The organism is Hymenobacter agri, assembly GCF_054778495.1.
Genome location: NZ_BAAGZM010000159.1, coordinates 1 through 7,931 on the forward strand (window position 1 = coordinate 1; position 7,931 = coordinate 7,931).

At 63.2% G+C, this 7,931-nt stretch carries 7 protein-coding genes and 1 pseudogene; 1 reads left to right on the forward strand and 7 read right to left on the reverse strand.

Annotation, left to right across the window (positions count from 1 at the left end; all coding sequences use genetic code 11):
• From ACYVDE_RS10055 to purB, 5 genes are all read right to left on the reverse strand, one after another.
• Positions 1–749: glycosyltransferase family 9 protein (locus ACYVDE_RS10055; protein WP_460501377.1), on the reverse strand; the 749-nt coding region annotated here is incomplete at its 3' end.
• Positions 750–857: 108 nt separating this feature from the next.
• Positions 858–1,355: a DUF6252 domain-containing protein gene (locus tag ACYVDE_RS10060; RefSeq protein ID WP_460501378.1), complete on the reverse strand. Its 498-nt coding sequence runs from the start codon at positions 1,353–1,355 to the stop codon at positions 858–860.
• A gap of 151 nt (positions 1,356–1,506) precedes the next feature.
• On the reverse strand, positions 1,507–2,232 hold the full coding sequence (locus ACYVDE_RS10065) for a response regulator transcription factor (protein ID WP_460501379.1): 726 nt from the start codon (positions 2,230–2,232) through the stop codon (positions 1,507–1,509).
• Between the two features lie 101 nt (positions 2,233–2,333).
• Positions 2,334–2,837 (reverse strand): DUF6252 domain-containing protein, encoded by a 504-nt coding sequence (locus tag ACYVDE_RS10070; protein WP_460501380.1) that lies wholly within the window; start codon positions 2,835–2,837, stop codon positions 2,334–2,336.
• A 52-nt stretch (positions 2,838–2,889) separates the two neighbouring features.
• Positions 2,890–4,230: an adenylosuccinate lyase gene (gene purB, locus ACYVDE_RS10075; RefSeq protein WP_460501381.1), complete on the reverse strand. Its 1,341-nt coding sequence runs from the start codon at positions 4,228–4,230 to the stop codon at positions 2,890–2,892.
• A gap of 243 nt (positions 4,231–4,473) precedes the next feature.
• On the opposite strand from purB, the gene ACYVDE_RS10080 reads away from it, so the two are divergent.
• A complete protein-coding gene (locus tag ACYVDE_RS10080) occupies positions 4,474–6,591 on the forward strand; it encodes a transglycosylase domain-containing protein (protein WP_460501382.1) in 2,118 nt (705 codons plus the stop codon).
• A gap of 128 nt (positions 6,592–6,719) precedes the next feature.
• Here ACYVDE_RS10080 and ACYVDE_RS10085 read toward each other — a convergent pair whose 3' ends face one another.
• Both ACYVDE_RS10085 and ACYVDE_RS10090 read right to left on the reverse strand, forming a co-directional pair.
• Positions 6,720–7,457, reverse strand: a complete 738-nt coding sequence (locus tag ACYVDE_RS10085) for a polyprenol monophosphomannose synthase (RefSeq protein WP_460501383.1) — start codon at positions 7,455–7,457, stop codon at positions 6,720–6,722.
• Between the two features lie 217 nt (positions 7,458–7,674).
• Positions 7,675–7,931: pseudogene (locus ACYVDE_RS10090) on the reverse strand (protoporphyrinogen oxidase); the annotation flags it as partial.

Genomic DNA, 7,931 nt, shown 5'->3' on the forward strand with positions numbered 1-7,931 from the left:
CCGCCCAGCAGCACGGGCGTGTAGCCGGCGGCTTGCAGGCCGCGGATGAGCTCAATCCACTTGTCGGTGCTCCAGAGGCGGGTGGTCCAACGGTCGCCGCAGCCGGTGTTGAGGCCGATGCGGGGGCGGGCGGCGGGCAGTTGGCTCCAGTCGTAGCCCTTGTCGTCGTGGGTGTCGAACACGTACTCTTCACCCCGGAAATCGAAGCCGCAGAGTTCGAAGATTTCCTGTACATAGGGCTTGGTGTTGGCCTGGCTGGTTTGGTCGAAGATGCCGGTGAGAAATTTGTGGGCGGCCAGCTCGTTCACAGGCCAGGCCACGCCGTCGTAGGGGCGCAGGGCGTAGCCGAATTTCTCCTTAGCGGTGATGTTGTTCAGCAGCACGCAGGCCTCTTTCTCCTTGTCGAGGTTGATGGCGACATCGAACTCGCGACCCTGCAGCTGCAGGGCGCTGGCAAAATCAAATTTCAGAATCTCCTCAATCTCGCCCTGAGGCAAAATGGCGGGCGTGAGGGTGAGCCAGGTGATGTAGCAACCCGGCCGCTCTTGGCGCAGGCGGCGCAGCAGCGGCGTGGTCCGAATAACGTCGCCAATGGCCCCGAGCTTGATAATCAGAATCCGGCTGGTCACGGGCGCATACACGGGGCAGCCCTCGCACACGTAGCCGTGGGTTTTGTTGGGGCGGCAAGGCAGGTCGCCGCGGAAGTGGCGGCAGTCGGGGTGAACGACGGTATCGGAGAGCTGGGGCACGGGGCAGGTGGGCGGTTGAATCGGTAAAAGTAACAGGCAGGCCCGCCCCTGAAAAAAGCCGCCGCCGCCCGGGGGAGCGACGGCGGCTTGTCAAGCCCGGAAATCAGCCTACAGCCCGACGTTGAACGTGCCGTTGGTGATGGCCTTGGAGGTGTTGGAATTGATATTGTTGCCGCTGAAGGTAAAGGTGCCTTTCACATTGGTGGCCGTGAGCGACGTGACCACGATAGTGCCCGAGCCGATGACGGTTTGCCCGGTGCTGAGGGGCAGCGGCCCGGCATAATACACGGTTGTGTTGGAGCCCGACGTGGTGCTGTATGTGGCCGAAGCCAGCGACGATGAACCGAAGGTGTACGTGCCCACGGCGTTAGGTATTTGCAGCGACAGGTAGCTTGAAGCGCCGCCGTTGGCCACCGTGCCGGCAATCGAAATAAGGCCGTTGCTTTGCTGCGACTGCGTGGTCGTGGTGCTCACCATACCGCCATCTACCGTCCAGCTGATGCCTGCCGGGTCGGGTTTGGGGTCGTCTTTCTTGCTCGATGAGCAGGCGGCGAGGGTGGTGAGCAGGAGCAAAGCGGCCGGTTGCCGCAGCGAGCGTGAAAACATGGGAAAGCAAAAATGTGGAACGTGGGTTAGGATGGCAAACATACCACGGCGGCCGCCAGCCGCGGGCAAAGCAGTTAGGCCAAAGCGGCTGCCTGCGCATGCCAGCAACAGCATGCCACTGGGAGAGCCGCCGAAAAACGGGCCTGCCTGCCTAAATCAGGTCGAAGGCGCGGGCGTATTCGCTTAGCTCGAACGTGGTGGAGGCACCCAGCTTTCGGCGCAGGTTGCGGCGGTGGGTTTCGGCCGTTTGGGCCGAGATAAAGAGCTGCCCGGCAATTTCCGGGGCCGAGTGGCCCAGCGCCAGCAGGCGCAGCACCTCGCGCTCGCGCTGGGTGAGCTGGCCGAAACGGGCCGCATTCTGGCGCAGAAAATTGTTCTCGGCCAGCAGCCGGCTCACCTTGTGCGTGACGTGGTGGATGGGGTCGACCGGAATGGAATTCGTGACCAGCAGCAGCGGCTGCCCGGTGTCCTCGTCGCGCAGCAGCACCCGCGTGGCGCTCAGGTGCCAGCGGTAGCTGCGGCCCGGCCCGATGCGCACCTGCTGAAACACGCTGGTAACGGCCCAAGGGTCGGGGCTTTGAATCATCTCGAACACCTTGGGCAGGTAGTCCTCAGCGTCGGCGGGGTTGAAATATTCAGTCCAGTAGCCCGACCCCAGCGCCCGAATGGCTTCCTGGGTAGTTTCGAGCTGGTGCAGGCCGCGCGCCGACATGTACTCGACGCGGTCGAGCAGCAGATTGGCAATGATGGTGACGCCGGGGTGCAGGTCGGCGTGCGGCGCTACGGTTGCGACGGCTTCCGCAATGCGGCATTCCTGGGCGGCGGTAGGCTGCTGCTGCTGAGGCAGTGGAACGAGGAGGGGCTGGGCGTCGGGCATCGGTGGGAAGGGCGCTATATCGCATCTGCAATATAGAGTCTTTCCCGCCGCAGTCTTCATGCAGCTTTCATGTGCGGCCTCAAGCTCAGTATCGGCTTCGCTTACAGATTGACGGCGAAGGCGCCATTGCTTACAGCTTGGGTGGCGCCGGTGCTACCGTCGATGGCGGTGAACTCGAAAGTGCCCGAAATCTGATTGGTTGAGAGGTTGGTGACCACGATGGTGCCACTGCCCACCAGCGCACCAGCCTGGGCGCCCGCGTAGTACTGGCGGCGGATGGTGCCATCGAATACTTCGTACTGGGCCGAGGCTTCGGACGATGCATTGAGCACATAGGTGCCCACGGCGAGGGGTACCGTCAGCCCAAGAGTAGGAATAATGGTCGGGGCCGGTGTCATCGTGGTGCCGCCCGTGCCGGTGAGCCCGGCTGTGGTGGGCAGCCGCCGGCCGCTCACCGCAGCCGACCACCACGAAATCCCGGCGGCGTCCCAGCTCATGATGCTGGGCGGGGTCGGTGGGGGCAGAGTGCGGCAGGAAGAGCAGGTGCCAAAACCGCCATCGAGTAGAAAGGCGGCCGCGAAAAACAGGTGTAGCAGAAGGCGCATGGGGCAATTACGGAAAGGAATGACGCATTAAAATACCAGCCTGTCAACTTGCCTACCGCCCCACGTAGCGGTGCGGCGTGATGCCGCGCAATTCCGCTTTCACCGACTCGCTTACATTCAACCCGTCAATAAACGCCCCGATGCTCTGGGCCGAAATGGCCTCGCCGGTGCGCGTCAGGGCTTTGAGGGCGTTGTAAGGGTCGGGGTAGGCCTCGCGACGCAGAATGGTCTGGATGCCCTCGGCCACCACGGCCCAGTTGGCTTCCAAGTCTTTTTCCAAGGCCGACTGGTCGAGGGCCAGCTTGCCCAGGCCGCGCTGCAACGCCCCCAGCGCGATGAGGATGTGGCCCAGCGGCACGCCCAGGTTGCGCAGCACCGTCGAGTCCGTCAAATCCCGCTGCAGGCGGGAAACCGGCAGCTTGGCGGCAAAGTGCTCGAGCAGGGCGTTGGCCACGCCCAGGTTGCCCTCGGCGTTTTCGAAGTCGATGGGGTTCACCTTGTGCGGCATGGCCGACGAGCCAACTTCACCGGCCTTGATGGTTTGCTTGAAATAGCCCAGCGAGATATACTGCCACACGTCGCGGGCCAGGTCCATCAGAATGGTGTTGAGGCGCTTGAGGGCGTCGCAGTGGGCCGCCAGGTGGTCATAGTGCTCAATCTGGGTGGTGGGGAAGGAACGGTGCAGGCCCAGCCGCTCGTTCACGAAAGTGGCGGCGAAGGCGTGCCAGTCGGTGCCCGGGTAGGCGGCGAAGTGGGCGTTGAAGTTGCCGGTGGCGCCGCCAAATTTCGCCCCGAACGGCACCTGGGCCAGCAGCGCCACCTGCGCGTCGAGCCGGGCCACGAATACCTCAATCTCCTTGCCCAGGCGCGTGGGTGAGGCGGGCTGGCCGTGGGTGCGGGCCAGCATGGGCACGGCGGCCCACTCCTGGGCGCGGGTGGCCAGGGCGTTGCGTACCTGGGCGTAGGCCGGCAGCAGCACGCCCATCAGCGCATCGCGGAAGCTGAGCGGGATGGCCGTGTTGTTCACGTCCTGCGACGTCAGGCCGAAGTGAATGAACTCGATAAAATCGGCCAGCCCGAGCTTGGTAAACTCATCGCGCAGCCAGTATTCCACGGCTTTCACATCGTGGTTGGTGATGGCCTCATGGGCTTTGATGGCCTCGGCGTCGGCCTCCGCAAAGTTCTCGTAGAGGCCGCGCAGGGCCGGGAATACATCGGCCGGCACGGCTTCCAGCTGGGGCAGCGGCAACTCGGCCAGGGCAATGAAGTATTCGACTTCGACCAGCACGCGGTAGCGTATCAGGGCCATTTCGGAGAAGCGGGAGGCCAGGGGCGCGGTGGCGCGGGCGTAGCGCCCATCGAGGGGCGAGAGGGCGAGGAGGGGGCTGGGCATGGCACAAAAATAGCGGGCAGCGCGGGCCCGGGCCGCCCGAAAACCAGCCCGCCGGGCGCCACGATGCTTCCGGCAACCCGAGTACACCGTTATTTAACCTAAGCGTAACATGCGCAGCCGGCGGGCGGGCCATTCCGGCCACCGTGGCACTTGCGTTTGGGCTTTTGCGTTAAGCGGGGCCAAACCCCGCCGCCCTTTTCTTACCTTTGGCATTGGCTAAGCCAATCCACCTGACTGATTTCCGTGCGCATACCTCCTTCGACCAAGCGTCTTCTCATTGGCATCGCCAGCGGCCTCGTGGCCGTGGTGCTCCTGGCTTTGGCCGTGTTTCAGTGGAAGCGCCAGCAGCTGCTTACTTCGGCCCTGGCCCTTGTGAAAGAGAAAGTTGAGCGCAAATACCCCGTAACGCTGACGCTGGGCCCGGCCCGGTTTGCCGGCTTCAAAACGGTTGAGATTCAGGGGATGAGCCTGGTGCCCCGCGCCACGCCCACCGATACGCTGCTCACCGCCCGCCGCCTGCAGGCCAGCCTGAGCGTGCGCTCGCTGTTTGCCGGACGCCCCGTGTTCAGCGATTTGCAGATTGTGACGGCCCGCCTCACGGCCCGCAAAACCGAGACTTCCGACAATTACGGCTTCCTGATTAAGAAGAAGGCCAACCCGGCAGTAGCGCGCGATAATTCCAAAGGCACCAATTACGGCCTGCTGCTAAACCAGGCCCTCGAAACGGTGTTCGACAACGTGCCCGGCGAGGCCAGCTTCCAGAACTTCTTCGTGAGCTTCGAGAGCCCGCGTCACTCGGCCGTGCTACGCCTGCCCGAGCTGAAAATTCAAGACGGCGACATTTCGGGCCGCATGACGGCCACCGTCGACTCGCTGGCCAACCAACTAGGCGTGAGCGGGCACATCGAGCCCGGCGATTACGCCCTCACGGCGCGGGTGTTCGGGGTGGGCGGCTCGGTGCAGCTGCCCTACGTGCCCAAGCGCTTCGGTGCGCTGGTGAGCTTCGACACGGTGCTGGTACGCGTCGATGGCAAGGAGTTCGACGACGACGATACCGGCGGCCGCCTCACCGTGCGCGGCTCGCTGGCGGCGCGCGGCTTCAGCCTCTACCACCCCAAGCTGGCCGCCAACGAGATTGAGGTGAAGCGTGGCGCGCTCGACTTCGTGGCCACGCTGGGCCGCGGCACGCTGGCCCTGGAAAAGGGCAGCCGCATCACGGTGAATAAAATCGTGCTCAACCCCGAAATTGCTATCTGGACCAAGCCCAGCCGGGCCATCAACCTGAACATTACCTCGGAAGAAACCGAAGCCAACGACTTCTTCAACTCGCTGCCCACCGGTATTTTCGACGAAATCCGGGGCACGCAGGGCACGGGCACGCTGCGCTACCACCTCAGCGCCAGCCTCGACATGGCCAACGTGGACAGCCTCAAGTTTGATTCGAGCCTGCGGGGCAAGAATTTCCGCCTCACCCGCTTCGGCGAGGAGGATTTGAACAAGCTGAACACGCCCTTCCTGCAAACCGTGTACAACGACAAGGGCGACTCGGTGCGCACCTTCGCCGTGGGGCCGCAGAATCCCGATTTCGTGCCCTACAACGACGTGTCGCCCTACCTCATCCACGCCATTACCACCGCCGAGGACCCGCGCTTTTTCTCGCACCACGGCTTCATGGAGCAGGCGTTTGTGAAGTCGGCCATCCAGAACATCAAGGAGCGGCGCTTTGCCCGTGGCGGCAGTACCATCTCGATGCAGCTAGTGAAAAACGTGTTTCTGACCCGTCAGAAAACCGTGGCCCGCAAAATCGAGGAGGCCCTGATGGTGTGGCTCATCGAAAACACCGGCCTGGCCAGCAAGCAGCGCATGTTCGAGGTCTACCTCAACATCATTGAGTGGGGCCCGAGCAAGTACCGCTGGCCCAGCGGCAAGCGCGGCGTGTACGGCGTGAAAGATGCGGCCCTGTTCTACTACGGCAAGCGCCCCAGCGAGCTGAACCTGCCCGAGAGCCTGTACCTGGCCAGCATCATCCCTAAGCCCAAGTTTGCGCGCTATTCCTTCGATGCCTACGGCGACCTACGCCGCAGCACGCGCTACTTCTTCCGCCTCATTGCCGACATCATGCTCACGCGCGGCCTCATCAGCGAAAACGACCGCGAAAACCTGCCGTATTCGCTCTCGCTCAGCGGCCCGGCCCGGCAGTACATGTCGTTCTCGGCGCGGCCGGATACGACCCGCACCGTGCAGCCTTCCGATTCGACCGAGTTCGAGCCCCTCAACCTGATTGACCTGCTCAACACCGGCGCCGCCCCCGATGCCGGCGTGAATGCCGGCGCCGCCGAGCCGCCGAAGGTGAAGCAGTAGCCTCCGGCGTCATGCTGAGCGCAGTCGAAGCATCTCTACCGGGCAACGTAATTAGTTACTGCTGCGGTAGAGATGCTTCGACTGCGCTCAGCATGACGTTCTTACTGTTATTAAGGTAGGTAAGCGTCCTACGCCGCCCGTTTCAGGGGGCTGAACCAGCTGCTCACCTTCATTTGCAGCACGCCGAAAAAGGCTTCTTCCACGATGCCTTTGCTCATTTTGGAAGTGCCGCGGGTGCGGTCGGTGAAGATGATGGGCACTTCCTTGATGCGGAAACCGAGCTGGTAGGCCAGCCATTTCATCTCAATCTGAAACGCGTAGCCCACGAAGCGGATGTTCTGCAAGTCGATGGCGCGTAGCACGCGAGCCGTGTAGCACTTGAAGCCCGCCGTGGCGTCGCGGATGGGCATACCCGTCACGAGGCGCACGTAGCCCGAGGCAAAGTAAGAGAGCAGCACCCGCGACATGGGCCAGTTCACCACGTTCACGCCCTGAATGTAGCGCGAGCCGATGGCCAGGTCGTAGCCCTCCACGGCACAGGCGTCGTGCAGGCGCAGCAGGTCGTCGGGGTTGTGCGAGAAGTCGGCGTCCATCTCGAACACGTACTCGTAGCCGTGGGCCAGCGCCCAGCGAAAGCCGTGGATGTAGGCCGTGCCCAGGCCCTGCTTGCCGCTGCGCTCTTCCAGAAATAGTCGGTTCGGGAATTCGGCCATCAGCCCGCGCACGATGGCGGCGGTGCCATCGGGCGAACCGTCGTCGATAATCAGCACGTCGAAAGCTCGCGGTAACGCCATCACCTTGCGGATGATGAGCTCCGCGTTTTCGCGCTCATTGTACGTGGGGATTAGAACCAGACCTTCGCTCATAGCTGACAAATTGGCCCCAAAGATAGGCTTTGCCTTCTCGAAGCTGCACAGAACGCTGCGCCTAATGGGGAATGAGGAATGCGACATGAAGAATTGGCCCGTCATGCTGAGCGGAGCGCAGCGTTTCTACCGCCCTCGTTGAGCGAACCCGGACGAAGCGGTAGAGATGCTTCGGCAAGCGCAGCATGACGTTCTGTTTCTGCTCAATACCTACTCATTACTTCACCAGGCGCAGCGTTTCCGCCGTGTTGCGAGCGTAGCTGATGCAGTCGGGCACGCTCACGCCGGCGCGCCAGTTGGCCACGGCCAGAATACGCTCGGCGGCCAGCATTTCGGCAGCGGCGTGCGCGCCCACAATGGCCTGGTCGAACTGCGGAATACTGCGCGGCCAGTAGTAGCGCCCCTGCAAGCGCGGCGCCCCCGTGATGCCGTAGAACTTGCCCAGTTCGGCATGCACGGCGGCCAGCTGCGCGG

What these genes read in the sequence shown, in the direction of transcription:
- ACYVDE_RS10060 (WP_460501378.1), bottom strand. Translation starts at nt 1,355, where the DNA reads ATGTTTTCACGCTCGCTGCGGCAACCGGCCGCTTTGCTCCTGCTCACC.
- ACYVDE_RS10065 (WP_460501379.1), bottom strand. Translation starts at nt 2,232, where the DNA reads ATGCCCGACGCCCAGCCCCTCCTCGTTCCACTGCCTCAGCAGCAGCAG.
- ACYVDE_RS10070 (WP_460501380.1), bottom strand. Translation starts at nt 2,837, where the DNA reads ATGCGCCTTCTGCTACACCTGTTTTTCGCGGCCGCCTTTCTACTCGAT.
- purB (WP_460501381.1), bottom strand. Translation starts at nt 4,230, where the DNA reads ATGCCCAGCCCCCTCCTCGCCCTCTCGCCCCTCGATGGGCGCTACGCC.
- ACYVDE_RS10085 (WP_460501383.1), bottom strand. Translation starts at nt 7,457, where the DNA reads ATGAGCGAAGGTCTGGTTCTAATCCCCACGTACAATGAGCGCGAAAAC.